Raw genomic sequence first — 23,522 nt, 5'->3', positions numbered from 1 at the left:
GTGAGATAAAATGAAAGAAATCATTTTTGTAACAACTAATAGAGGGAAAATTGCTTCTGCACAAAGGGAATTAAAAAACATAGTAGTTTTGGCTTATAATGCTGAGCTAATTGAACCAAGAAGTGAGGATATAAAAGAAATAGCAAAGCAAAAGGTTTTGCAGGCATATAAAATTGTAAAAAAGCCATGTATATCATTAGATTCAGGATTTTTTATAAATGAGTTAAATGGCTTTCCTAAAGCATATGTTAATCATATGTTAGAAACCATAGGGATAAAAGGGCTATTAAAACTTATGGATGGAGTAGAGGATAGATATTGCGAATTTAGATCTTGCTTATCATATTATGATGGAGTAGATATGAAGTTTTTCGAAAGCAAATCTCCAGGAATAATTTCAAAAAGTATACAGGGTAAAGAAAATGAAAATAAATGGTCTGATTTATGGTACATATTTAAACCAGAAAGCTTCAATAAAACATTGGCAGAATTTACTGAAGAGGATTTTATAGTATATGACAATTTAAAAGAGGATAGTTGTATAAAGAAGTTTGGAAATTGGTACGAATCTAAAACAACTAATAAATTATAAATTTGAAGTATATTATTTATAAAAAATACATAATAAAAATCATATTATAAATAAAGGACTATATCTCTCCAGAATGGAATAAGTATATTTAAAAAAGGAGGGATTATTTTGAAATTATTTATAAGTGCAGATATAGAAGGAGTTTCTGGTATAGTAGACTGGACAGAAACAAATAAAAACCATAGTGATTATAGAACATTTCAACTGCAAATGACAAAGGAAGTAAAGGCTGCTGCTGAAGGAGCACTTAAATCTGGTGCTAAAGAAATCATAATTAAAGATGCACATGATTCAGCTAGAAATATAATTCATGAACTCTTACCTAAAGAAACGGAATTAATAAATGGATGGTATGATCATCCTTATGGCATGATGGAAGGTTTAGATGAAAGTTTTGATGGAGTTCTATTTATTGGATACCATTGTGGTGCTGGATTTAATGGCAACCCATTAGCTCACACAATAAGCAGCAGTAAAATTAGATATATAAAGTTAAATGATGAACTAGCAAGTGAATTTAAATTAAATTATTATACAGCTCTTTCTTTAGGAGTTCCAGTAATTTTTGTATCTGGAGATAGTGACTTAATTAAAGATGTGAATAATACTAATCCAAATATAAAAGGTTTAGCCGTTAAAGAGGGGATAGGTGCTGGGGCAAAACATTTACATCCCGTATTAGTAGAAGAGAAAATTAAAGAAATGGTTGAGAGTATCACTAAAGATTATAATAAGAATTTTTTCTTAGGAAAAATGCCAGAAGAATTTAAAGTGGAAATTTGCTATAATCGTCATATTGATGCTTATAAAGCAAGCTTTTATCCTAATGTAAAATTAAAAGATAATAATACTATAGAATTTATTTGTAGTGATTATTTTGAGGCTTTAAGAATGAAGCTATTTTTAATTTAATAAAGATGTATTTATGCTACCTTTAAAATATATTTATCATATTTTAAAGGTAGCATTTAAATTATGGTATCTATATAAATATATCAAAAATTATTACTAAAGTACTATTTAGTTTCATTAACATAAACAGCTGTAGCTCTTCCTTCCATAGGATTTGATTCTAGTATTCCATTCTCAATATAAATTTCTACATGGTTGCCAACAGCAAATTTACGACTTACATCATGATAAGATATGGATGTTCCTTCCTTTGTATTTTCAAAGAAATTGGTTTTATCATCTATAGTAACCCAAATTTTTCCCTTTACAGTATCCACAATAGAATCCACTAAAATCTTTTTTCTTTCTTCCTTTACCTCTAATACGTCACCAACAACAGTTGGAGCCATCAATTTAGTACTTGTTGCTGGTGGATTTTCATTTACTACTTCAGCTTTCTTACTTTCACATCCAATAAACATGGTAAAGGTTAGTATACTAATTACAATAAAAAGAATTGTTTTCTTCATAATATCGCCCTTTCTTATCTATTATTTTTAATACTCTTTATACGATATAAAATTAAAAAAAGTTCAATATCATTTAAGCAAAATTTCCAATTACATCATTAACTGTTGAGATAGTAGTTTATTTATAGAATTAGCTTTGTTTCTTTCAAGCAAAATGAAGCCTTTACTTACTTTTTTGGACACATCTCTACTGATAAATGGTTTCATAAATCCTCCTTCTAATGAAATTGAGGTTAACCAGATTAAACTGGCTAACCTCATAAAACGACAATATTTTGCAGGCTCTATCTATTTAAAGAAATATCCGCTAATTTTTATCGATAATATTGCCTTTTGTCCTTTTCTTTTACTGATACTCTTAGTTTCCAAAGTTCTTGAGCCAATTGAAAAGCTTCTTCATCATTTCCTTTTTCAATTTCTATTTTCCTTGACTTTAATAGAGCATTCGCAGCAGGGGATAGGTCAGGAGAATCCACCACCCATGTTTTAAAATCTTTTTTAAATGGATCCGTATCACTCCAAAGATAATGATGTTTTATAAATGCAGCACCTACTCTGATTTTATTAAGCTCTTGTTTACAGTGAAATAGTTCTTTCTTGCCATGACCTAATAACACTAATTGCTTTTTATCCATAAATACAAATGAGATATCTTTCTTTTTTAAGATAATTTCATCATCTCTAATTTTAAATACAACTTTATCATCGTATACAGACGTTTCTAAGCTTTCATGAAAAGAAAAAAGAGTCAATGCAATTCCAGCAATCAAACCTAGGATCATTGTAACAATATCTAACCAGGCCCCATTATAGGATGCAATTAGTTTTAAAGGCCCTTGGAAAGGTATCCACGGCAAAGAAATGCTCCATTTAGCAATACTCGGAAGAAACCAACCCAACACTAAACCGATAAGAGGGAACCCAAGCCACAAGATAACCTTATCCATTTTTGAAAAATTTAATAATGTATGATTATCGCTCATTTAATTCCCCCTTAGATAATAAACTTGTAACGGCTTGTCTCCATGTTTGCATATCGCCAAGGATGCTATTTATCTTGAAATATTATGAGCGAAAGTAGTTTTTTTATGAATAATAAAATTTTACTTAATTGGGCAATTTATCAGCAGGCTCATTAATTCACCATATTTCTCTTCATCCAAACTGGAGTCGTCAGTGTTTATAAAAGTTATTATACCTACATTATTTGAATTTACATACATAGATGTATCCACTCCGGGATCACTGCCGGTATGTCCCCAGGCCTTTTCACCGTTATAGCTCCAGAATAATCCTATATTTTCATTAGTTTCTTTGCATTCCGGAGGAATATTAGTGTAGTTAAATTGTTTTTGCAACATTAAATCGATGCTTTTCGCGGTAATAAATGTATCTTGTCTTTTCATTACAGCTTGCAGGTATTTCGACAGATCATTTACCGTTGTCATAACCCCGCCATCGGGATATGTAATTAATTCATAAGCAGGCATTGGCTCAAGGGTGGCACCCATGGATTCCGTATGGTTGGTAAAATCAACCCTCAGTTTAGAATAATCTAAAGCTATGTTTTCTGGATTGAATTCGCTTCTGTCCCATCCGCTGCTACTCATAGATAGCTTTTCAAATATATTTTTCCTCACATAATCGGCATACGTCATCTTGCTTCTTGCTTCGATGCAGTATCCCGCAAGCGCGGACCCGATATTGCTGTAAGAAAAGCTTGTCCCTGGTTTATTGTTTGAAAAATTATCCTTTGAATACCATTTGCCCTCAGGATTCAGATAGTTATATAAGAAATCTTTCAAGGTCATATTCTTGGTGCCGTAAGCACTGTATGAATTGATATATTTAGTGTCGTCGTCCTTTATTCCGGATGTATGTGAAGCAAGATTTTTTAAAGTAATTCTCTCATTTGGGAAATATGGGTTTATGACTTTGAAAGGAAGTATATCATTGATATCTTCATCCAGGCTAAGCAATCCATCTTCCTGAGCTTTTGCCAATGAACCCCCAATAAAGGTTTTACTTATGGAAGCAATATTGGTAACTGTGTCCAACGTGTAAGGAATTCTCTTTTCAATATTGGCATATCCGATTTCTTTCTTGTATAATACTTTATCCTTGGTAAATACAAGTACAGCTATGCCAGGAACTTTAAGCGAATCAAAAAGTGACGTCAGTTGGTTGTCGAATTGCTGCACTTCTTTAGATACAGTAGCATCAGCAGCTTCTTTTTTTTCGTTTTCAGTTGAATTTATAGCGCATCCGGATCCAATACCAGACAGTAGAAACATATAAATCAGTATGCTGATTTTCTTAGATATTCTCATAAGAAACCTCCAATTATTATTGTTATTGTTGCTTTAAAGATACTTCGACGAATCTACACCGACCCAATACCTCCTTTTTTAAAAAATATTATAGATCCATCTTAATAAAAAAGGAATATCATATCAACCTACCAGCCCTGTTGGTGTTTGTCAAGATAGTTGTCGCATTTCTTTAAAAATTCATTAAGTAGAATCCTTCCGTGTTTATCTATCTAATGCTTTTTGATGATTATAATAAAATAGATCTTACATTATTACCGATAGAAGATTTGGATGATTATTTAAATGGGGATAAATTGATAAAAGTTCTAATTGATAAAGATACTAGAATTAAACAGAACATAGTACCGACTTGTTGATTACCATGTAAAGAAACCTACCATGAAAGAATACGATGACTGCTGCAATGAATTTTGGAATGTAACACCTTATGTTGTTAAAGGCTTGTGCCGTGAAGAGATACTGTTTGCGATTGATCATTTGAACCAGATTTTACAGCATGAACTACTTAGAATGATATCATGGAATGTTGGAATTGAAACAGGATTTACATTGAGTGTCGATAAGAATTATAAGTTTTTAGATAAATATATCCCAGATGATTTGTGGAATAGATTGCTATCTACATATTGTATGGATTCCTATGAAAATGTTTGGAAGGCATTATTTATATGCCATGAATTATTCCAAAAGTGTCTAAAGAGGTATCAGAAGTACTTGGATTTGTTTATACTGAATATGATAAAGATATAATAAGATATACGAAAGACTTATATAATCAATACGTCTCAAAGATAGAAAATGGAACAAAGATTTGATTAAGGATGCAATCAAATTTCATAAAGATACTCTATTTTTTGATGAAAGGAGATAACAGTTTAAAGCGCAATTCGATGAAGAAAATACCAAAGGAAGCAATTCAAGCAATCGAAATGATAGAGGAACTGCTTGATAGTATATTAGTTGGAGTGTATTTATACGGTTCTGCTGTAATGGGAGGTTTACGCATTAATAGCGATGTAGATATTTTGGTGGTAACAAATCATGGTTTATCTGAAAAAACTCGAAGAAATCTTACAAATAGGCTAATGCTTATATCTGGGAAAATAGGAAACATAACCGCTATAAGACCACTTGAAGTTACGGTTATCAATAAAAATGATATACTTCCTTGGCATTTTCCGCCTAAATATGAATTTATGTATGGGGAGTGGTTAAGAGAACAGTTTGAAAAAGGAGAAATTTCTAGACCAACTTATGATCCAGATTTAGCAATTCTCTTAGCTCAGGCAATAGAGAATTGCATTACTCTTTTGGGAGTAAATGCAGCAGAAGTACTTGAGCCTGTGCCAATAAAAGATATTCAAAGGGCTATTAAAGAATCTTTACCTGGGTTGATTGAGGATATAAAAGGTGATAAGCGCAATGTCATTTTAACTTTAGCTAAAATGTGGTTTACAACTTCTACCAGTGAAATTAGCTCAAAAGATCAGTCCGCAGAATGGGCAATACCCAATTACCTGAATATCATGCAGCAATACTCGACTTAGCGAGAAAGGCTTATTTAGGAGAGCATGTTGATAAGTGGGAAGGAATGGAGACCGAGGTGGCGTCACTCGTTAATTATATGAAAAAGTCTATAGAGTCCTGTCTTAACATCTGAGTACCTTTCAAATTGTGTTAATTATGAAAAAGGCTGATTGTTAATAGCATTATTGTCGAGGGTTGCTTCGATATGTTCCCTCATACTTCGATTTCTCAAAATTAGCAAAAATCTATCTAAAGCCGTAAATCAGCATTTTCACATGTGATTTAGAAGATAGTAACATTTTAGCGAGAGATAATAAAATAAGTGGATTTATTGATTTGGAGAGAAGTGGTAAAGCAGACAAGTAGTATGATATTAACTTCTGTATAAGTCTATTAGAGATGATATCGGAGAAGAAAAATATGCCCATGCTTAAGGCAGCCATTATACAACATTCTAGATGTATAATAATTTTTAAACTTGACTTCCATTGTCTCTTTTGGAACAATGGAAACCAAGTTTACACTAAAAAGTATAAAGGAGGAAATCTACTCATCGATAATTTAAAAACGATTTTACAAGAAAAAGAAGTTCAATATGAAATTATTCATCACGAAAAACAGATTTGTGCAGCACAGGAAGGTGCGGACTACTTTGGAATTGAAATAGGTCAGACAGCACCTACTTTAGTGCTAAAGTCAGAAAAAGGATATTTTGCGATGATTGTTTCTGGGAATCGTGGGCGTGTAAACTTAGAAAAAGTGTCAGGAATTATAGGATGTGGACAATTAAAAATGGCAACCCCAAAAGAAGTCCGATAGATAACTGGATATACTGTTGGTAGTGTCTCTTTAGTGATTTCTTTGCCTTGTATTGTTGATAGAGGACTTTTCAGTTATCCATTTATCTACGGAGGTACGGGAAAATCAGCATCCACATTAAAGCTCTCCCAAAATGCTTTAGAAAAAATAAATCAAGTTGTCGCTTTTCTTGATTAAGGATATTCTTAATTTGGCTGCTATATATTAATTTTAAATACTTGATAAAAGCAACTAATATACTTGACAAAGTCAACTATTATGTTATTATACTCTTATAATAATGATTTATAGGAGGAATTATTATGCAAAGAAAATTGAAAAGTTATGTTGGTATCATTAGAAGCTTTAATCGGTATTATACCAATGTGTTAGGTTTGGTGAATCAACATATTCTTGAAAGTTCATTTTCACTTTCAGAAGTACGAATTCTCCATGAAATTGAAAAAATAGAGAACTGTACAGCAAAGATGTTAGCAGATACGTTATCTATAGATGTTGGATATTTGAGTAGAATTCTGAAACGTTTTCAAAAATGTGGGTTCATTGAAAAAAAGCAATCCCAAAGTGATAGGCGTGCTCAGTATCTTACTGTCACACCGATTGGAAAAGAAAAGATGGATGAATTAAATGTTCTTTCGGATGAACAAATTACACAGATGCTTGAACCTTTATCCGATTTAGATATTATAAATCTGGCTCGGAATATGACATCCATTGAATCAATTTTGACAAATGGTAAAAACATTAAGCCAGAGGACATTTCAATTCGCACAGATATAAGAGCAGGGGATACTGGTTATATTACTTATATGCATGGTTGGATTTATAGAAAAGAGTATGATTATTCAACTGCTTTTGAGGGGTATGTAGCGGAATCATTTTATGAATTTTTGCTGGATTACAACCCTGATCGGGATAGGCTCTGGTGTGCAGAACACAATGGAGAGATTATTGGTTGTATCGGTATCGTAGGACATCAGGATAAAGCACAACTTCGATGGTTTTTGCTGCATCCCAACTATCGTGGAATAGGTATTGGTAAAGAACTTTTGAATTTAGCTCTTGCTTTTGCACGAGAAAAAGGATATAAGAAGGCATATCTGAAAACTACCAATGACTTGGAAAAGGCAACTAGCATGTATACAAAAGCAGGGTTTGTAAAATCTGCTGAAAAAGAGAACCCCTCATGGAGGAACGATTTGACAGAACTTGAATATGAAATGAACTTGGAGTAGTTCTCTGAATTAAATTGGTGATGCATTGTCTATGTAAATGGGAACTTTGTATTCTACACTTTTTCTGGCACAATAATCTCGAAGAATATAGAGACCCGATAAATTATGATTTTGAATTTGGTTGTGAAACTAATAAATATAATTTCTATCTTGAACTTGCTAAATTAAATACAGGGGAGGTTTTAGAACTTGCATGTGGCACAGGGTTGACAATGATACATTTAGCAAAATGTGGAATAAAAATTTCAGGTGTTGACATTATACCAGAGATGCTTAAATATGCCCGAATTAAAGCAGAGGAGTTACCTATGACTTTTATTGAAAGTGATGCTATGACCTTTGAATCTAAAAAGCGTTTTTCTATGATATATTTGACAGGAAATGCATTTCAAGCATTTTTGAGTAATTAAGATTAAATTTCACTACTTAAAATGGTTTACAAGTATTTAAAACCAAATGAGATATTTGCATTGGAACACATAATCCGATGGGAACTGATTTATCAAGCCAAGAGGAAACAAATCGGAGGCAATTTATCGATAAGGATGAAATACTAGTTCAGGTATCTGGAACATAATTATATGATGCAAAAAATCATATAATGAATTGGATGACTTTTCGTGATTTGGATTAAATACAATGAAAAAATTAGGTTTAGATATTATAAGAGATGCATTCGATAAAGAGTGTGTTTGGTATCTAATATATAGGAAAAAGGCATAGTTAAATTACAACTTATCTAAGAAATTAAATGGAGCTTAATTTAAACAATTGTTATATTTAGCGTAACAACCGAGTTATTCAAATTTGAATTTGAAGGAGGAACTTATATGAGCCAGAGCATATATGACAATGAAATATTTTTTACAGAGTATATGAAATTAAGGAACGAAAAAAGCTATAATGACTTATTGGAACAGTCAGCAATAAACAAATTATTACCCGATGTAAAAGACAAAACGATTTTAGATATAGGGTGTGGATACTAGGCGAGATAGAAGTAGGATTTCACATCTCTGGATTTTATGAAGACTGCCATATAGCGTGAGAACTAATTAGAGTAGGGGAATTATTCATATAAAAATAAATCTGTAAATAGTGGTTTTGGGACTAAAAAAGCCATATACTTTCTCAGTCCCAATTTTATAACTTTAAAGTATTCTAATCCTCATCAGAAAGGGGATTTTTATTTATAGCGGTTCTAAGTCTCTCATCATCAACATGGGTATAAATTTGAGTAGTTGCAATATTTTCATGACCTAATATTTGCTGAAGTGTTCTAACATCTACCTTGCCGTGCTTATGCATTAATGTAGCAGAAGTGTGACGAAGCTTATGGGGAGTATACTTATCCTTATCAAGTCCTGCTAATCCTACATATTTTTTAACTATACGTTCAACAGTTCTTTTATTTATTCTTCTATATTTACCACTAATAAATAGGGCATCTTTATCTTCTTTATCAACTCTAAAATTAATTTCATTCCTATGTGGCATATAACGATTTATTGCCTTTAATGAAGCTTTATTTAAATATATAGTTCTTTCTTTATTTCCTTTACCAATTATGGTTAAAGTATCTCCTTTAATTTTAGATATATCTATACTACAAAGTTCAGAGAGTCTTAAACCACAATTTAAAAATAGGGTTATAATACAATAATCTCTTTCAGAATTTTTTTCTCTATTTTGTGCAGCTTGTAATAGATCTTTGCTTTCATCTAATGTTAAATATACAGGGCTTCTTTTACCAATCTTAGGGGACTCTAAATCTACTGTTATATTAATAGGTAATAACTTTGCTTTTGTAGTTAAATAATTGAAAAATGACTTTAGTGAAGCAACTTTTCTAGCTTTAGCACTTGATTTATTATCTCTTTCTTTTTCTAAAAAGGAGAGGTAGCTATAAAAATCCGTTAGTGTAAGATCTTTTAAAACAGAAAGGTCAATGTCATTAACTGGTATATTATCAAAATCACCATCAAAATTAATAGGTAAGAGATTTTTATGTATTTTTAAAAACTTCAAAAAAAGAGTTAAATCAGAAGTATATGCAGTTATAGTATTTTTAGATACACCTTTAACAGTTAAAAGATAATTTAAATAATCCTTAACAAAAGGGGGAAGCTTATTAAAATTAGATGATTCATATTTAAGTTTATAATTATTATTATAATTCATGTTTTCCTCCAAAATATATGATAATGTCGCGAAACTTACATTTCACGACATTAATATTCTACAAAAGAGAGGTAAAATCCTTTATTTTTATATATTTTTTGTAGTTTGACATAAAAGTATGTGCATTCCCCTCTGATTTGCCGTGGTATAGATTGATAAAAAAGCTATAAGGCATTAATACCTTATAGCTTTTAAGACGTAAAAAATGAATATTGTTCGTCGAATAGATAAATTGTCCTTACTGTTTTTAGTAAGTGGAATATATTTCCTCTATTTCTCTCTCCAGGTCTTCTACTTGGATAATCTTTTTAATTTTCTTATCTCGTGTAGTTATCTCTAGTTGATTAGTTTTTATGTTTCTCTCGCTTACAATAATTCTTAAAGGTACACCAAGTAAATCTGCATCAGCAAATTGTACTCCTGCTATTACTTTCTTTAAACCTTCTAAGTTGTATCCTATTCGTTCTATCTTATATCTTACCTTTTCTCTCTTTGTTTTCCTTATCAGTTTCTTATCTACTATAAGCACAATAGGTTAATCTAGTATTAATTGGAATGCTTTTCTTTCACCATTTTTAACAGGAAGTAAAATATCTCCCTTTTCTACAAATCCAGCATTTTTTATAACTCGTTGCATTATTAAATTTTTAGGGTGTGTGTCTATTCTTATATCGATGTAACCTAAAATACTAGCAGTATTTATAAGTAATTCTAACAATTTATTTGATAACCCCTTCCCTTTAATAGAAGTATCAATTGCTACACGATGAATAGATACATATGAATTTTGAGTTTCATCCCATTTTCCGTTTTCTATAGTCTTATATGGAGCTTCAGGTTTACTTATAATACTTGCAATACCTATAATCTTTTTATTCAAAATCATAACATAAGCTTCTTGATTTTTTATATCTTCAAGAAAAATGTCATGGCTAGGACCATCTCCATCCTTCCATTGTGGAATACCATTTTTCTCAAGAGCCTTTCTACCATCATCTATTATATCCATTATTTCAGTTAAATCTTCAAATTTAGCTCTTCTTAAATATGGGTTCATTATATTTTCCTCCATTGACTCATTTTATTAATTCGATTTTATTAGAACAATAATATAAAAAATTATATTTTTTCTTAAAGAATATAGAATCCCTTGACATAAGTTCTCCAATATCCTCTATTTCCCCACCTATGTAATAAGGAGGACATGAACATTTATAAAACAGGCACAGGTTGTTCATTTTACTGCAAATACAGACTATCTGAAAAAATTTTCAAATTATCAGATAAGTGTATCTAATTTTGATAATGAGGGTGTAGACACAACTTTACTGATTGTGCCACAAATTCTTATACTATACGCTCAAAATCAATGTAGTTCAATCTGTATTTAAAGAAATTCACAACTAATCACCAAAATTGTTCAACTTTTTCCCCTCAGAGAAAGGTTTACCAACAACACTTTCTAAGTTGCAATAATTTAGAGCCATCATAATGATTGGGTCAATTTTGATTGGATCGGGCTGGCCTTGTGTCACACAATCTTCGTTGACAAACGCAGCAACAATCTCGCCGAAGAACATAGTAAAGCCCCTTATTTCCTTGCTATCGCAAACCTTGCAGAGAAAATTCAGCGGGCACTCTTCTATCATCGGTGCCTGGCCTAGCGTATCAAAAAAGGGTGTAAATAAACTCGATTTATCAACGTTCTTACCCGAAGCTATGCCACAGAAATCCATTTCTTTTACCAATACCGTTGAAGGAATATTGACGCTGAAATAGCCAGTCTGAATAATCCCTTCTGTAATATAATGAGTATTTTTCAATGACACGCACAGCACAGGTTCAAGACAAGCACACCCTCCTGCGCCAACAGTAGTATATGTCGGCTTTTCACTCATCATTGCACCAACAATCATAGCTGGAAATGGTCCAACTGCCTGGTTTTCAAGTTTAATTTTTTTCATTTTTAATCTCTCCTTTTTGCATAGCTCAAAACCTCGACTCAATGTTTTTATATATAACCATATCAATAAAAAGGTATGACTATGTATTATATAAATTCGTTATGTTACCCATAAACAACAAGTGTAACTTGCTTAATAAAAATTAGCTTTCCTATTATAGCATATCCATAAACTTTTTTCTGCATATTGTTGAAAATGCCTTGATTTTTTGTGCGCATATACAATAATATACGCACAAAAAATGAGGTAAATACATGGCGCTAGACAAAAAAGAGCGTCTACCGTCCGAAAAGCCTTTGAAAGACAGGATTTCATTAGGGTAGACACTTAATCTATACAATAACTTTTATATTAATTAAAACTTTATTATTCTTATTTTTTAGATATAATTTCAATTTCTTGTTCTTGTAGATTAAGTTAAACTATGTTGATTTCACTTTAATTCATTATCTACTTTTTAATGCCTATTTTTTACCATAGATTCCTTAACATCAGTATCAATATCATTGGCTCTCAACTTATTCATATTTGAGATTTTAAAATTTAAATTCTTTTTTATAGATTTTGTAGGACATATTTTTATACATTCCCCACATCTAATACATTCAGAGCTATTAGGATTTTTATAAACTTCTATATTCATTTTACATTTGTATGTGCAAGCATTACAGCTTGTACACTTATTTTTATCTACTTCATATTTATAAAAACTCACTTTATTAAATAATGAGTAAAAGGCTCCTAATGGACATATATATCTACAAAATGGCCTGTATATAAATATTGATGCTATAACAATGATAATTAGTAAAAACATCTTCCAGGAAAATAAGTATCCTATAGCTCCTCTTAAAGGTTTATTTAATGAAATTAACGGTATCCCGCCTTCTAATGTTCCTGCTGGACATATATATTCACAAAAATAAGGACGACTTATTCCAAATTCATTTACTAAAAATATAGGTAATATTATAACAAATAATGCTAATATAATATATTTTAGATATTTAAGTACATTATTTACTTTTCGATTTACATTTATTTTTTTAGAAGGTATTTTATATAATAAATCCTGAATAAGACCAAAGAGACATAACCACCCACATATAAATCTACCAAATATAATACCAAATAAAGACATAAGTCCAACTACATATAATGAAAAATTATATCTTACAGTTCCAATAACAGCTTGTAAAGAACCTATAGGGCAAGATCCCAGAGCTCCAGGGCAAGAATAACAGTTTAGACCTGGAACACAGATTTTTTTTATATTTCCTTTAAATATATTACCTTTCAAAAATCCACTTATGTTTGCATTTATGGTTATAGCTGCAATAATTTGTGTTATCCTTCTTTTATCCAATTCCTATACACTCCAGACATATGTTTATTGCTTTTTTAAATACAATTCTTACTTCATTTCTGTATATCCCAGTAAAAATGAATAAAATACTCATAAATAAGATACTATATTTTATAAGTATTTCACTTTTATTGAATTTACTTATATTCATAAATTTCACATCCTTTGTTGATATATGAACTCTAATTTTGTTACCTACCTCACCTGTTGTAAGATGAGGTAGGTAGTTTGTTATTGTATGTCTTTTAATCTATCTTCAATTTCTTTCTTAAACTCTTCTTTGCTATTAGAGCCTACTAAAAAATCTCCAATAATATTTCCTTCACTATCAACAAAAAATGTAGTAGGAACTCCTGAAATATCTTTTAATATGTTATTTTTAATACTCTCATCTGGAATAATATTAGTATACTTCACATCTTTTTTTGATAAAATTTCCTTAGCTAATTCTTCATTGTCTTCATCTGGAGTATCTGAGATAAGACCAATCATATTAATCTTCTCACCTTTAACTTCTTCGTAAAGCTTCTGAATATCTGGCATTTCTTCTACACATGGTCCACAATATGTAGCCCATATATTTACCATTGTAAGTTTACTATCTTTTAAGATACTACTATCTATTTCTTTACCATCTATAGTTTTAGTTTTAAATTCAAATTTCTTATATTTGCTTAATTTTTCTTTTTCCGATACTGGTTTAAATATCTTAATTAAACTTTTAAAACTTTTAATTTCTCCATGTATCTCTTCATAGTCTTTCTTAGATTTTTCTGATAGACCATTAGTATCAGGCTTATTATTATATAATAAGTAAAATTCAAGGTTGCCCTCTTTACCTATTAAATCTTTATTTTCATATTTTGAGAATAATTCTTTTTGAACTTTGCCTTCTGCTTTGCTCTTATCTATACTTACTACAGTACATAATTCTTTAAACTCTTTAGTTAAATCCATAATTTCTGCTGCAATTTCTTTGATTTTTGCTTTGTCTGTTTCTGGAATTTTCTCCGAATCCTTATTTAATTTTTGCGCCTTATCCATAGTCTCATCAAGTATAAAACTAATGATTAGTTGTCCTTCTACATTTTCTTCTGGTAAAGTTCCATACATATCTATATTCTTTTCTTTTTCTTTCCACTTATTAGGAAGCTTGAATTTAATTCCTAATTCTTCAAAATTCCTTTCTGCATCTTCTTTTATAGAATCTGTTTTTTCAATTTCATTTTTAGCTTGCTTGGAATCCCCTCCTGTAGACTTATTACATCCTACCAGCGATATACACAGTACTCCTGATATTAAAACTGTTAAAATTTTTCTTTTCATAATTAATTCCCCTTTATTTTTTTATATTGTATTTTCATACTTTTTAATTACTTATATTACAAATATTACAAGAAGAACTTTAAGAAAATTATAATTAAACCTTAAGATTTCTTAAGATTACAGTTTAATAAAACTGAGTACGGAAGCTAAACTTTTCTTATCTTATTTTGTTAATAGATAAAATAAAAAGCTGTTTACAAATATGCTTTGTTAACAGCTTATAAATAATAATTTATTTAAAACTTTAAAAAGTTCCCCTTTTCCTGTCTATAATCTACATTATCATAAAGATTCTTTGACATCTACTCTATCCCTATCCCTTATTTCGAAATATATTAATTCAATTCCATCCTTAATAAATGTTTCAATTTTTTCTATATGAAAATTATTAAATACTTCTCTCTATAATATTGCAATAGTCTTTGGATATGCTTTTTCTTCTTCATTTACACTAGTAGAAATATCATTATAATCACCACGTGACTCCACAATCTTATAACCTATTGAAGCTACACGATTTCTCAAACAAACATTACATTCTGCAGCTTCTTCCCCAGTACATATTTTATTATCATATAAGTCATATTTTTTTCTAACACTTATAGGTGAAAGATTTGGCATCAATACATTAGCTCCGGATAATATTCCTCTTTCTCTACCTTTATTATCAAGTGTACCCAGTGCAGTTGTTGCTGGAATGAGAGCTTTTGGAAGCATTAGCCTTAAAAGTCCTATTAAAAATAAAGTTAAATCTACATTGCCTGATGGAAAATTTGAAAATTTTGTATCTTTATGCGAAACAAAAGGACCTATTCCTATCATATGAGGAGATAACTCTTTAATAAATAAAAGATCATTAGCTATGTGTTTCGCTGTTTGGTAAGGTGAGCCAACCATAAATCCAGTACCTACTTGATATCCAATTTCCTTTAAATTATATAAGCAATTTTTCCTGTTCTCTAAAGAAAGTTCATTAGGATGAAGCATTCCATAATGCTCTTTATTAGCTGTTTCATGTCTAAGTAAATATCGGTCTGCTCCTGCTTTGAAGTACTTTAAGTAACTTTCATAATTTTTTTCTCCCATTGAAAGTGTTATAGCACAATCAGGATAACTTTTTCTAATATTACTAACAATATCAACTATTATATTGTCAGTAAAAGCACCATCTTCTCCACCTTGCAGAACAAATGTGCGGAAACCTAACTTATATCCTGTTTCACAGCAAGAAAGTATTTCTTCTTTACTTAGTCTATATCTATCACAATTTTTATTACTTCTTCTTATTCCACAATAATAACAATCATTTTTGCAGTAATTTGTAAATTCGATTAATCCTCTAAGGTAAATATCCGTCCCAAAGTGTTTCTTACTCAAAGATCTAGATTTTGTAAAAAGGTATTCACTAATTTCAGCATTGAAATTTTCTATCAAAAAAATGAACTCTTCTTTTTCTAAGTTATTTGTTTTATATAATTTATCGATTAAATCCTTCATATATTTTTTATTTTCACTCCTTTTTTCTCTACTAGTTTATTTTTTTATATCTTCTTTTATATTCTATAATCTTAACTTCTATGTAATAAGATTATATACAAAAAAGTGGATTCTTGGGAATCCACTTTTGCAATGTTATATGAAAATTTATTTTTACATACTCTTTTATTTCTACAAATACTTATTATTATGGCTTCTATACGTTTATTTCAATAGTTTCTCCTAACAATTCTCTGTTGGATGCTAATATTGGATTAACAATTTCTTGAATAAAATCATCAACTTGACCACTAGCTCTGCCAGTAAATTTATTTGGATCTATAATTGAAAGAATTTCATCTTTTGTAAGGTTAAAGCTCTCGTCTTCTATAATCCTTTGAATTAAGTCATTGCTCTCCCCTTCTTCTTTAACTTTTCTTGCTGCATCCATGGAATGAATTCTTATTCTTTCATGTAATTCTTGTCTATCGCCACCACGTTTTACAGCCTCCATTAATATATTCTCCGTTGCCATAAATGGCAGTTCGTTGTTAACGTGAGAGGCTATTACTTTAGGATATACAACCATATTTTCTGTTATATTCAAGTATAAGTTTAAAACTCCATCTAAAGCTAAGAAACCTTCAGCTACAGATATCCTCTTATTAGCAGAGTCATCTAATGTTCTTTCAAACCATTGAGTTCCAGCAGTTATGGCAGGATTTAATGAATTTACTATAATATATCTTGAAAGCGCGCTTATTCTTTCACTTCTCATAGGATTCCTCTTATAAGCCATAGCAGATGAGCCTATTTGATTTTTTTCAAAGGGCTCTTCCATTTCTTTCATATTTTGAAGTATTCTTAAATCATTGCTAAATTTATATGCACTTTGTGCAATTTCTGATAAGGTATTTAAAATTATAGAATCTAATTTTCTTGAATAAGTTTGGCCTGTTACTGGATAAGAAGCCTTAAACTTCATTTTTTTACAAACTATATTATCTAATTTTTTAACTTTATCTTCATCATTATTAAACAAAGCCATAAAACTAGCTTGTGTTCCTGTAGTTCCTTTTACTCCTCTAAATTTCATATTTTCAATAACAAAGTCTAAATTTTCTAAATCCATCAATAGTTCTTGTATCCATAATGTAGCCCTTTTTCCTACTGTAGTTAATTGAGCTGGTTGCAGGTGTGTAAAGCCTAATGTAGGCATATTCTTATACTTTATAGCAAAAATACTTAATTGATTAATTACATTAATAAGTTTTTTTCTAATTAAGTATAGTGCCTTCCGCATAACTATAAGATCTGTATTATCTCCTACGTAACAGCTAGTAGCTCCTAAGTGTATAATTCCCTTTGCCTTTGGTGCTACTAACCCATAAGCATAAACATGGCTCATAACATCATGGCGTATTTCCTTTTCTTTTGCTTCTGCTGCTGCAAAATCTATATTATCCATATTTTCTTTTAGCTCATTTATCTGCTCTTCCGTAATATTAAGACCTAGTTCCTTCTCTCCCTCTGCTAATGCAATCCAAAGTTTCCTCCAAGTCTTAAATTTCATTTCATCTGAAAATATGTATGACATTTCTTTTGAAGAATATCTTTTATTAAATGGCGAACTATATAAATTTCCCATGGCTTCCTCCGTACTTATTTTATTATTATTTATATATCATTCATATTATAACATACTTAATTCAAAAAAGTAATATATTTGTTCGTGTTTAATCTGTTCTAAAAGACTATTTGAAACATATATTTATATAAACATATAAATATCTGTTTTAGGGGGAATATTATGTATAGAGTCAATTTATTAGACAAACTATCCTTTATATTAGTAATAATTGGTGCTTTTAATTGGGGACTAGTTGGATTATTCAATTTTAATCTAATATCTAAGTTCTTCTCATTAATCCCATCAGAATCTATTACTGTATTTTTAAGTAGACTTTTATATATTTTAATTGGACTAGCTGCAGTAAACATATTAAAATTCTTTATGACTTGTTATAAATCAAATAAATGATTAAAGAAAGTCTATGCATATTATATGCATAGACTTTCTTATTTTATACTATTTGAAAATTTTTAGATATCCTTTACTAAGTTTCGTATCCATTTTTTAGAAAAAAGTCTTGGAAAGCAAAATGATATTTTAACTAATTCTTCTAAATACACCAAAGAAACTATAAGCTCTATAGGTAATTTAAATACTAATGCACCTAAAAATGCAATAGGAACTCCCACAAGCCAAACTCCACTCATCTCAAGTATTAATGAGTATTTTGTATCTCCTCCACTTCTCAATATTCCTACAATGAACAGTGAAGTTATCATCCTGAGAGGCATGACAAAGGAGTATACTCTAAGTATTGTCTTAGCACTACGAATAACTTCTGGTGATACATTATACAGTGAAACTATTGTTGATGAAGAAATAAATAATAATATACCTATGAGTATTCCTAGCGAAAAGCTTACTTTAATAAACCTTTTAGCAAAAATCATAGCATTTTCTTCTCTATTAGCACCAATTTCATTTCCTATCATTACAGCACAAGCATTAGCAAGTCCAAAAGCTGCTACAGTAAATATATTCTGAACTGTACCTGCAATTTGAAAAGTAGCCAATGCATTAGTACTAATCTTTGCATAAGCTACAGAATACATAGTTATACCTAGAGACCAAAATATTTCATTTATTACTACAGGATATATGGTTTTAATTATGTTAAATATAAATTCTTTGCTTAAATCGCAAAATTCATTTAACTTACCAGCTAAGGCAGTTTTTCGTATATATGTAACAGATAAAATTAATGCCATCTCGATTATTCTTGCTATAAGAGTAGCTATAGCTGCACCTTTAACTCCCAAAACAGGAAATCCTAATCTCCCAAATATAAGTATTGCATTAAAGACAGTATTACACATTAATGCAACTGCACTAGTAATCATAGGCAATTTAGCTCTCCCAATACTTCTTGATGCAAAGGAAAATGCAAAGCTAATAGCCGTTACTATATAGCTCCATCCTACAATTTTTAAATAATCTACCCCTAATGAAATAACCGTACTATCTTTAGTAAAAAAGCTCATAACTTTTTCAGGAAATATCAATGCTACTACTGTAAAAAATACTGCTCCTATGCTTCCTAATATTATACACAATCCCAATACTTTTCTTATGCTCTTAACATCTTTCTTTCCCCAAAATTGAGCTATAAATATAGCACATCCACTATTTAATCCAAAAATAAATAAGGAGAATAAAAAATAAAATTGATTTGCAAGACCTACAGATGCAATTTGTGCTTCTCCTAATTTTCCAATCATCATAGTATCAACCATATTTAATGATGATGATATTAAATTTTGAATCATAATTGGAAGTGCTAAAGATAACATTGTCTTATAAAACCTTTTTTTGTTATCTAAGCTATTCTCCATATGTCACTTCCTCCCCAAATAAAATATATGTAACTTTTCCCAATATTCATAATAGCATAGTTCTATTTCTTTCTCTAGTACAAAATTCTCTACATTAATATAAGTATATAAAAGAACCAGATTTACAAATTATTATATTTATAAATCTGGTTCTTTATAAATTATATTCTATTTTAAATTGCTAAGCTCAGCAGCTAATTTTGCACCTAATTTTGCATTGTTGTAAACAAGTTGAATGTTTGCTTCTAAGCTTTGTCCTTCAGTAATTTCTTTAACTTTACCTAATAAGAAAGGCGTACTTTCTTTACCTTTTATGCCCTTTTCTTCTGCCTCTTTTACAGCATCATTTATAGCATTATTTATTTTATCAAAATCCATAGCGTATTCATTAGGTATTGGATTAGCTACAACTACTCCTCCTTGTAACCCTAAATCCCATTTAGCTTTTAAAGCTTTAGCTAAGTCTAATTCACTATCAATTCTGTAATCTACTTTGAATCCAGATTTAGTAGTAAAGAAAGCTGGTAATTCTTCTGTTTTAAATCCAAAAACAGGAACTCCTTTTGTTTCTAAGTATTCTAGTGTTAAACCTATGTCTAATATAGACTTTGCTCCAGCACATACTACTGCTACATTAGTTTTTCCTAATTCATCTAAATCTGCAGATATATCAAAAGTTTCTTGTGCTCCTCTATGAACTCCACCTATTCCACCTGTAGCAAAAACTTTAATTCCTGCTAATTGTGCAATTATCATAGTAGCTGCTACTGTTGTTGCTCCATCTAATTTATTTGCTACTATAAATGGCATATCTCTTCTACTCATTTTAATAACATTTTTAGCTTTTCCTAAATATTCTACTTCTTCAGCAGATAATCCAACTTTTATCTTTCCATTTAATACAGCTGTAGTTGCAGGTACAGCACCATTTTCTCTTATTATTTTTTCTACATTTAGTGCAGTTTCAACATTTTTTGGATAAGGCATACCATGAGATATTATTGTAGATTCTAATGCTACCACTGGTTTTCCCTCACTTAATGCTTTTGATACTTCTTCACTTATTTCTAAATAGTTTTTTAACATAATTCCATCTCCTTTAATTTTTCATTAACACTGTCTAAATTTATATTAGGGTTAATTGTATTTTCATGGGATAGTGCCAAATAAGAACATCCCATAGCAAATTTTATAGTATTATCAACATCAAAATTATTTAGGTAACTATAAACTAACCCAGCAATAAAAGCATCTCCTGCTCCATTTGAATTAACTACTTTTATTTTAGAATTAGGTACATATTTAGATGTAAACTTATCTTTATAGTAAACTCCTTCTGCTCCTAGAGAGATAAATACTCTTTCTACTCCTTTATTTAAGAAGTAATCACATACCTTTGGTAAATCTTCATTACTATTAATCTTTATGCCAGATAATATTTCTGCTTCATATTTATTTGGCTTAATAGTATGAAATCTTCCAATAATATCTCTAACTTTTTTGCTTTTTTCAGTAGAAACGGTATCTAAGAAAAATTTTGTATCTTTAAAATTATTTACTATATATTCAATAATTTCTTTAGGAAGGTTGGTATCTATAATACATATCTTTGAACTTTCAATTACATTTTTCTTTTGTTTTATAAAATCAATAGACATATTATCTAAAATATCCATCTGTGATATAGCTACATGCATATCTCCACTTGAGTCCAAAATTGACATGTATACTGATGAATCATATCCTTCTAATTTTAAACTATGTTCTAAATCAATACCTATATCTCTACATTCATTTAATATTTTTATACCATAGATATCATCACCAATTGCAGTTATTAATCTAGTATTAATTCCAAGTCTAACTAAGTTTTCTGATATATTTCTTCCTACTCCACCTAATGAAACTTTTATATTTCCAATATTAGAATCTCTGTATCTTAATTCATTAGACGAAAATCCCAAAATATCTACATTAGCACCACCAATTACAGTGACAAAATTTTCATCATTAATTATATAACCTTTGCCCGATATATATCCCTTTTTAATAAGATTTGCAATATGAACTGCTACTGAAGATCTAGTAATTCCTAAAACTTCACTTAGTTCATTTTGAGATATTAAAGGGTTAGATTTTATTAAATTTAATATTTCTTCTTCCCGCTTTGTCATTTAAACCTCCTAATCTTATGCTTATTTCATAAACAATTGTTTATAATTTAATTTTATTTTATCATACCTTTGTTAAAAATATCAACAAGATTTTTAAATTATTTTTTTATTTTTCCACTTATTTTTTAAATTTATTTAATTATTTTAAAAATATATAAAAAAATCACTAATATATTTTACAAATTTCTCTATATTGCTTATAATTATTGCACCTTACATATTTAAGCGGTATAATAAATTATGAAAATTTGTATTATTTATAACAAAAGGAGGGTCATTATGGGACTTTTAACTTTCAAAGGTGGAATTCATCCCCCACACGGAAAGCACTTAACTGAAAATAGTGCAATTGAAAGATTACTTCCAAAGGGAGATTTAGTCTTTCCTATGTCTCAGCATATTGGTGGTGAATGTAAACCAATAGTAAATAAAGGAGATAGAGTTCTTGTAGGTCAAAAAATTGGACAGGCTGCAGGATTTGTTTCTTCTCCAATACATTCAAGCGTTTCTGGAACTGTAAAAAATGTTGCTCCAATGCTTCATACAAATGGTAGAAAAATTATGTCTGTTATTATTGAAAATGATGGATTATATGAAGAAATTGAAGCTACAGGTCATGATTACACAAAGCTAAATAATGAAGAAATAATTTCTATAATTAATGAAGCTGGTGTAGTTGGATTAGGTGGAGCATGCTTCCCTACTCATGTAAAATTATCTCCAGGTAGCGATAAAAAAATTGATAGCATTATAATTAATGCCGCAGAATGCGAGCCTTACTTAACTTGTGACTACAGATTAATGGTAGAAAACTACAAGGAAATTATTGAGGGAGTTAAAATACTATCTTACATGTTTCCAAATGCAAAATGCTACATAGGTATAGAAGATAATAAAAAAGATGCTATTTCAATTATGTCATCTGCCGTTGCAGAACTAAAAAATATAGAGGTTAAACCTTTAAAAACTAAATATCCTCAGGGAGCTGAAAAGCAATTAATTTATGCCATCACTAAACGTGAAGTGCCTACTGGAAAGCTACCTGCTGATGTAGGATGTATAGTTCAAAACGTTGCAACTGCATATGAAATTGGAAATGTTCTATCTACAGGTAAACCTTTAACTGAAAGAGTAGTTACAGTTACTGGTGAAGCAATAAAAACTCCTAAGAATTTAAGAGTTAAATTAGGAACTCCAATAAATGAGTTAGTTGAAGCTTGTAATGGTTTTAATGAAGAGCCAATTAAGATAATTTCTGGTGGTCCAATGATGGGTACAACCCTTATTACATTAGATACACCTGTTATAAAAGGAACTTCTGGGGTATTATCGCTAACTGCAAAACAAGCAGAACTTACAGAAGAGTCTAACTGTATTAGATGTGGAAAGTGTGTAGAGGCTTGCCCTATGTTCTTAATACCATCTAAACTTAATAGTTATGTAATTAGAGGAGATTTTGAAAGTTTTGAGAGTAGCAATGGATTATCCTGTATTGAGTGTGGTGCTTGTACTTATGTTTGTCCTGCTAAACGTCATTTAACTCAAACTTGTCGTGAAGGAAAAAGAGTAATACTAAATAATAGAAAGAAAAAATAAATAATTGAGGTGAATAATATGTCAGATAAATTACAAACAGTATCATC

Annotated in this window: 23 protein-coding genes and 2 pseudogenes; 10 read left to right on the top strand and 15 right to left on the bottom strand. The window is 30.0% G+C overall.

Annotation, left to right across the window (positions count from 1 at the left end):
* Positions 1 to 10: 10 nt before the first annotated feature.
* Positions 11 to 592, top strand: a complete 582-nt coding sequence (locus ACY1IQ_RS16175; protein ID WP_461614932.1) for a non-canonical purine NTP pyrophosphatase — start codon at positions 11 to 13, stop codon at positions 590 to 592.
* Between the two features lie 108 nt (positions 593 to 700).
* Complete coding sequence (locus ACY1IQ_RS16170; RefSeq protein WP_461614931.1) at positions 701 to 1,504, top strand: M55 family metallopeptidase; 804 nt, start codon at positions 701 to 703, stop codon at positions 1,502 to 1,504.
* A 104-nt stretch (positions 1,505 to 1,608) separates the two neighbouring features.
* Here the strand turns inward: ACY1IQ_RS16170 and ACY1IQ_RS16165 are convergent, their stop codons facing one another.
* From ACY1IQ_RS16165 to ACY1IQ_RS16155, 3 genes are all read right to left on the bottom strand, one after another.
* Entirely contained in the window at positions 1,609 to 2,013 is a 405-nt protein-coding gene (locus tag ACY1IQ_RS16165) for a hypothetical protein (RefSeq protein WP_461614930.1), read from the bottom strand.
* Positions 2,014 to 2,327: 314 nt separating this feature from the next.
* Complete coding sequence (locus tag ACY1IQ_RS16160; protein WP_461614929.1) at positions 2,328 to 2,996, bottom strand: YqeB family protein; 669 nt, start codon at positions 2,994 to 2,996, stop codon at positions 2,328 to 2,330.
* 120 nt (positions 2,997 to 3,116) lie between these two features.
* The gene (locus tag ACY1IQ_RS16155; RefSeq protein WP_461614928.1) at positions 3,117 to 4,343 is read right to left on the bottom strand and encodes a serine hydrolase domain-containing protein; all 1,227 of its coding nucleotides are present in this window, start codon (positions 4,341 to 4,343) and stop codon (positions 3,117 to 3,119) included.
* 203 nt (positions 4,344 to 4,546) lie between these two features.
* Between ACY1IQ_RS16155 and ACY1IQ_RS16150 the strand changes: the two are divergent.
* The 6 genes and pseudogenes from ACY1IQ_RS16150 to ACY1IQ_RS16125 all read left to right on the top strand — a co-directional run.
* Positions 4,547 to 5,161, top strand: a pseudogene (locus ACY1IQ_RS16150) (aminoglycoside 6-adenylyltransferase); the annotation flags it as partial.
* Positions 5,162 to 5,203: 42 nt separating this feature from the next.
* A pseudogene (gene ant(9), locus ACY1IQ_RS16145) lies at positions 5,204 to 6,006 on the top strand (aminoglycoside nucleotidyltransferase ANT(9)).
* A gap of 287 nt (positions 6,007 to 6,293) precedes the next feature.
* Positions 6,294 to 6,692 (top strand): aminoacyl-tRNA deacylase, encoded by a 399-nt coding sequence (locus ACY1IQ_RS16140; protein WP_461614927.1) that lies wholly within the window; start codon positions 6,294 to 6,296, stop codon positions 6,690 to 6,692.
* 302 nt (positions 6,693 to 6,994) lie between these two features.
* Positions 6,995 to 7,927, top strand: coding sequence for a bifunctional helix-turn-helix transcriptional regulator/GNAT family N-acetyltransferase (locus ACY1IQ_RS16135; RefSeq protein WP_461614926.1), 933 nt, complete (start codon positions 6,995 to 6,997; stop codon positions 7,925 to 7,927).
* A gap of 20 nt (positions 7,928 to 7,947) precedes the next feature.
* On the top strand, positions 7,948 to 8,337 hold the full coding sequence (locus tag ACY1IQ_RS16130; RefSeq protein ID WP_461614925.1) for a class I SAM-dependent methyltransferase: 390 nt from the start codon (positions 7,948 to 7,950) through the stop codon (positions 8,335 to 8,337).
* Between the two features lie 420 nt (positions 8,338 to 8,757).
* Positions 8,758 to 8,916, top strand: coding sequence for a hypothetical protein (locus ACY1IQ_RS16125; RefSeq protein WP_461614924.1), 159 nt, complete (start codon positions 8,758 to 8,760; stop codon positions 8,914 to 8,916).
* Positions 8,917 to 9,088: 172 nt separating this feature from the next.
* Here ACY1IQ_RS16125 and ACY1IQ_RS16120 read toward each other — a convergent pair whose 3' ends face one another.
* From ACY1IQ_RS16120 to purB, 9 genes are all read right to left on the bottom strand, one after another.
* Positions 9,089 to 10,108: a tyrosine recombinase XerC gene (locus tag ACY1IQ_RS16120; protein ID WP_461614923.1), complete on the bottom strand. Its 1,020-nt coding sequence runs from the start codon at positions 10,106 to 10,108 to the stop codon at positions 9,089 to 9,091.
* 247 nt (positions 10,109 to 10,355) lie between these two features.
* Positions 10,356 to 10,637, bottom strand: a complete 282-nt coding sequence (locus tag ACY1IQ_RS16115) for a His/Gly/Thr/Pro-type tRNA ligase C-terminal domain-containing protein (RefSeq protein ID WP_461614922.1) — start codon at positions 10,635 to 10,637, stop codon at positions 10,356 to 10,358.
* Positions 10,638 to 10,643: 6 nt separating this feature from the next.
* Positions 10,644 to 11,165 carry a GNAT family N-acetyltransferase gene (locus ACY1IQ_RS16110; RefSeq protein WP_461614921.1) on the bottom strand — a complete coding sequence of 174 codons (522 nt, stop codon included), beginning with the start codon at positions 11,163 to 11,165 and terminating at the stop codon, positions 10,644 to 10,646.
* Between the two features lie 346 nt (positions 11,166 to 11,511).
* Entirely contained in the window at positions 11,512 to 12,072 is a 561-nt protein-coding gene (locus ACY1IQ_RS16105) for a flavin reductase family protein (protein ID WP_039633375.1), read from the bottom strand.
* A gap of 457 nt (positions 12,073 to 12,529) precedes the next feature.
* A complete protein-coding gene (locus ACY1IQ_RS16100) occupies positions 12,530 to 13,438 on the bottom strand; it encodes a 4Fe-4S binding protein (RefSeq protein WP_461614920.1) in 909 nt (302 codons plus the stop codon).
* Positions 13,431 to 13,532, bottom strand: coding sequence for a CD1871A family CXXC motif-containing protein (locus ACY1IQ_RS16095; protein ID WP_461614946.1), 102 nt, complete (start codon positions 13,530 to 13,532; stop codon positions 13,431 to 13,433). Before ACY1IQ_RS16095 ends, ACY1IQ_RS16100 begins: the two co-directional genes overlap by 8 nt.
* Before the next feature lie 137 nt (positions 13,533 to 13,669).
* Positions 13,670 to 14,764: a TlpA family protein disulfide reductase gene (locus ACY1IQ_RS16090; protein WP_461614919.1), complete on the bottom strand. Its 1,095-nt coding sequence runs from the start codon at positions 14,762 to 14,764 to the stop codon at positions 13,670 to 13,672.
* Positions 14,765 to 15,166: 402 nt separating this feature from the next.
* Positions 15,167 to 16,261: a [FeFe] hydrogenase H-cluster radical SAM maturase HydE gene (hydE, locus tag ACY1IQ_RS16085; RefSeq protein ID WP_461614918.1), complete on the bottom strand. Its 1,095-nt coding sequence runs from the start codon at positions 16,259 to 16,261 to the stop codon at positions 15,167 to 15,169.
* A gap of 196 nt (positions 16,262 to 16,457) precedes the next feature.
* Positions 16,458 to 17,888: an adenylosuccinate lyase gene (gene purB / locus ACY1IQ_RS16080; RefSeq protein WP_461614917.1), complete on the bottom strand. Its 1,431-nt coding sequence runs from the start codon at positions 17,886 to 17,888 to the stop codon at positions 16,458 to 16,460.
* Between the two features lie 162 nt (positions 17,889 to 18,050).
* On the opposite strand from purB, the gene ACY1IQ_RS16075 reads away from it, so the two are divergent.
* A complete protein-coding gene (locus ACY1IQ_RS16075) occupies positions 18,051 to 18,281 on the top strand; it encodes a DUF378 domain-containing protein (protein ID WP_461614916.1) in 231 nt (76 codons plus the stop codon).
* Positions 18,282 to 18,343: 62 nt separating this feature from the next.
* Here ACY1IQ_RS16075 and ACY1IQ_RS16070 read toward each other — a convergent pair whose 3' ends face one another.
* The 3 genes from ACY1IQ_RS16070 to ACY1IQ_RS16060 form a co-directional block, all read right to left on the bottom strand.
* Positions 18,344 to 19,705, bottom strand: coding sequence for an MATE family efflux transporter (locus tag ACY1IQ_RS16070; protein WP_461614915.1), 1,362 nt, complete (start codon positions 19,703 to 19,705; stop codon positions 18,344 to 18,346).
* A 168-nt stretch (positions 19,706 to 19,873) separates the two neighbouring features.
* Entirely contained in the window at positions 19,874 to 20,791 is a 918-nt protein-coding gene (locus ACY1IQ_RS16065; RefSeq protein ID WP_461614914.1) for a pseudouridine-5'-phosphate glycosidase, read from the bottom strand.
* Positions 20,785 to 21,879 carry a PfkB family carbohydrate kinase gene (locus ACY1IQ_RS16060; protein WP_461614913.1) on the bottom strand — a complete coding sequence of 365 codons (1,095 nt, stop codon included), beginning with the start codon at positions 21,877 to 21,879 and terminating at the stop codon, positions 20,785 to 20,787. The genes ACY1IQ_RS16065 and ACY1IQ_RS16060 overlap by 7 nt, the downstream gene beginning before the upstream one ends.
* A 279-nt stretch (positions 21,880 to 22,158) precedes the next feature.
* Between ACY1IQ_RS16060 and rsxC the strand changes: the two genes are divergently transcribed.
* Positions 22,159 to 23,475 (top strand): electron transport complex subunit RsxC, encoded by a 1,317-nt coding sequence (rsxC, locus tag ACY1IQ_RS16055; protein ID WP_461614912.1) that lies wholly within the window; start codon positions 22,159 to 22,161, stop codon positions 23,473 to 23,475.
* The last annotated feature ends 47 nt before the right edge of the window (positions 23,476 to 23,522 follow it).

This window comes from Clostridium sp. Marseille-QA1073, from assembly GCF_054863625.1.
Note: the sequence above shows the minus strand (reverse complement) of the source record. Positions and strands in the feature narration are given on the sequence as shown.

What these genes read in the sequence shown, in the direction of transcription:
- ACY1IQ_RS16165 (WP_461614930.1), bottom strand. Translation starts at nt 2,013, where the DNA reads ATGAAGAAAACAATTCTTTTTATTGTAATTAGTATACTAACCTTTACC.
- ACY1IQ_RS16135 (WP_461614926.1), top strand. Translation starts at nt 6,995, where the DNA reads ATGCAAAGAAAATTGAAAAGTTATGTTGGTATCATTAGAAGCTTTAAT.
- ACY1IQ_RS16060 (WP_461614913.1), bottom strand. Translation starts at nt 21,879, where the DNA reads ATGACAAAGCGGGAAGAAGAAATATTAAATTTAATAAAATCTAACCCT.
- ACY1IQ_RS16075 (WP_461614916.1), top strand. Translation starts at nt 18,051, where the DNA reads ATGTATAGAGTCAATTTATTAGACAAACTATCCTTTATATTAGTAATA.
- ACY1IQ_RS16090 (WP_461614919.1), bottom strand. Translation starts at nt 14,764, where the DNA reads ATGAAAAGAAAAATTTTAACAGTTTTAATATCAGGAGTACTGTGTATA.
- ACY1IQ_RS16110 (WP_461614921.1), bottom strand. Translation starts at nt 11,165, where the DNA reads ATGAACCCATATTTAAGAAGAGCTAAATTTGAAGATTTAACTGAAATA.
- ACY1IQ_RS16065 (WP_461614914.1), bottom strand. Translation starts at nt 20,791, where the DNA reads ATGTTAAAAAACTATTTAGAAATAAGTGAAGAAGTATCAAAAGCATTA.
- ACY1IQ_RS16160 (WP_461614929.1), bottom strand. Translation starts at nt 2,996, where the DNA reads ATGAGCGATAATCATACATTATTAAATTTTTCAAAAATGGATAAGGTT.
- ACY1IQ_RS16095 (WP_461614946.1), bottom strand. Translation starts at nt 13,532, where the DNA reads ATGAGTATTTTATTCATTTTTACTGGGATATACAGAAATGAAGTAAGA.
- ACY1IQ_RS16125 (WP_461614924.1), top strand. Translation starts at nt 8,758, where the DNA reads ATGAGCCAGAGCATATATGACAATGAAATATTTTTTACAGAGTATATG.
- ACY1IQ_RS16105 (WP_039633375.1), bottom strand. Translation starts at nt 12,072, where the DNA reads ATGAAAAAAATTAAACTTGAAAACCAGGCAGTTGGACCATTTCCAGCT.
- purB (WP_461614917.1), bottom strand. Translation starts at nt 17,888, where the DNA reads ATGGGAAATTTATATAGTTCGCCATTTAATAAAAGATATTCTTCAAAA.
- ACY1IQ_RS16175 (WP_461614932.1), top strand. Translation starts at nt 11, where the DNA reads ATGAAAGAAATCATTTTTGTAACAACTAATAGAGGGAAAATTGCTTCT.
- ACY1IQ_RS16155 (WP_461614928.1), bottom strand. Translation starts at nt 4,343, where the DNA reads ATGAGAATATCTAAGAAAATCAGCATACTGATTTATATGTTTCTACTG.
- ACY1IQ_RS16120 (WP_461614923.1), bottom strand. Translation starts at nt 10,108, where the DNA reads ATGAATTATAATAATAATTATAAACTTAAATATGAATCATCTAATTTT.
- rsxC (WP_461614912.1), top strand. Translation starts at nt 22,159, where the DNA reads ATGGGACTTTTAACTTTCAAAGGTGGAATTCATCCCCCACACGGAAAG.
- hydE (WP_461614918.1), bottom strand. Translation starts at nt 16,261, where the DNA reads ATGAAGGATTTAATCGATAAATTATATAAAACAAATAACTTAGAAAAA.
- ACY1IQ_RS16070 (WP_461614915.1), bottom strand. Translation starts at nt 19,705, where the DNA reads ATGGAGAATAGCTTAGATAACAAAAAAAGGTTTTATAAGACAATGTTA.
- ACY1IQ_RS16130 (WP_461614925.1), top strand. Translation starts at nt 7,948, where the DNA reads ATGCATTGTCTATGTAAATGGGAACTTTGTATTCTACACTTTTTCTGG.
- ACY1IQ_RS16140 (WP_461614927.1), top strand. Translation starts at nt 6,294, where the DNA reads ATGCCCATGCTTAAGGCAGCCATTATACAACATTCTAGATGTATAATA.